Origin of the sequence: Enterococcus sp. HMSC072F02 (assembly GCF_001837725.1) — a bacterium.
In the GTDB taxonomy this organism is placed as follows: domain Bacteria; phylum Bacillota; class Bacilli; order Lactobacillales; family Enterococcaceae; genus Enterococcus_B; species Enterococcus_B lactis.
Genome location: NZ_KV833954.1, coordinates 1 through 1,495 on the forward strand (window position 1 = coordinate 1; position 1,495 = coordinate 1,495).

Annotated in this window: 2 pseudogenes; both read right to left on the reverse strand. The window is 34.9% G+C overall.

The window, feature by feature from the left end:
- Window positions 1–871 (reverse strand): annotated as a pseudogene (locus HMPREF2731_RS07600) (DNA topoisomerase); the annotation flags it as partial.
- Window positions 871–1,270, reverse strand: a pseudogene (locus tag HMPREF2731_RS07605) (recombinase family protein); the annotation flags it as partial. The pseudogenes HMPREF2731_RS07605 and HMPREF2731_RS07600, both read right to left, overlap by 1 nt.
- Window positions 1,271–1,495: the final 225 nt, after the last annotated feature.

The window sequence follows — 1,495 nt, forward strand, 5'->3', positions numbered from 1 at the left end:
TTTCTGTCTAGTTAATTGTAGCCTATCCATCTCTTTGGTTTGAACATCAGCAATTATCCCCTCTTGATTGCCTATTTTAGCTTGTTTAGAAGAAACAAAAGCAAAAAAGCTCCTCTTGGGTTTTAAAACGCTGTGTGGGGCTTAGAACGCCCTTAAATGACCCTTGTTTTACTTTTATACTAGCTTCCACCTCGAAAAAAGGTTCTTTTTTAAAATTCTCTATGGCTTCCTGGCGCTGAAAAATAAGGTATAAGGTGGGCGTTTGAACACGTCCTAGTGAAAATGTACCTTGTACGCCCTTCTGTTGTAAATTTAACGTATACAAAGGGCTTGCGTTCATGCCGATCAACCAATCGGCAATTTGGCGTGTTTGCGCTTCTTGATAAAAGGGATAGTAATTCATTCCTGGTTGCAAATTTTGAAAACCGCTTCGGATCACATCTTTTTCTAAGCTATTGATCCATAGTCTTTTAAATGTTTTATCTTTTGAAAAGGCATTTGCTTTATGGATAATCGACCAGGCGATATTTTCACCTTCTCTGTCGCTATCTGTTGCAACAATAATTGTATTTGCCTTTTTGAGAAGTTCTGCAACAATTTTAAACTGCTTTCCCTTATCTTTTGCAACTTCAAAATCGTATCGATCAGGAAAAATCGGCAAAGATTCAAGTTTCCAATTTTGCCACTTTTCGTCATAATGACCTGGTTCTGCTAATTCCACTAAATGCCCAAAACCAAAGGTGATAAACGTTTCATCTGTAAATAGTGGGTCTTTGATCTCAAAATAACCGTCTTTTTTGGTGCTTTGTTTTAAAGCACTTGCGTAGGCTAATGCCTGGCTTGGTTTTTCAGCTAAAATAACCGTACTCATTAACTATCCCTCTTTTCATTGTTTTTTCTTTGATCTACTGTCACGTTATATCTTGCTCGATACCTTCTAAACGTTCGGCGATTGATCCCAGTTTGTTCTTCAACTTCTTTATCGGATAAACCATTCAAAAACAAATCGAAAGCATGCTTTAAACGTGGATCATTTTTTTTAAATTTCAGTTGCCGACCTTTGAATTTGCCTTTTTTCTTAGCAATTTCGATTCCTTGTGCCTGACGTTCCTTAATTTTTTTTCGTTCTGATTCTGCTTGATACTTGTACAATTCAATGACAAGGCTATTAATCAAACGCCTTAAATTTTCATCTTCAATACCATTCATTGAGGGTAAATTTAAGACTTCCAGGGTTGCCCCCCTTAATTTGAATTTGATTCATCAATTTGTCATTTTGATATTTAATTGGCACAGTTTTTTCTAATTATTTGTCATATTCATAGTCAACTATAGCTACAAAAGCAACTAATTTTGGAGATAGATTGAGATATTTAAAAATCTATCATGAAAAATTAGTTGCTTTTGTCACTTAGCGCTGAAAATTTATGCCATTTATCTAGAAAAATGACAGCTTTATAGTGCGCGAATTGTAAAATTAAGTTAGAAAAATAAA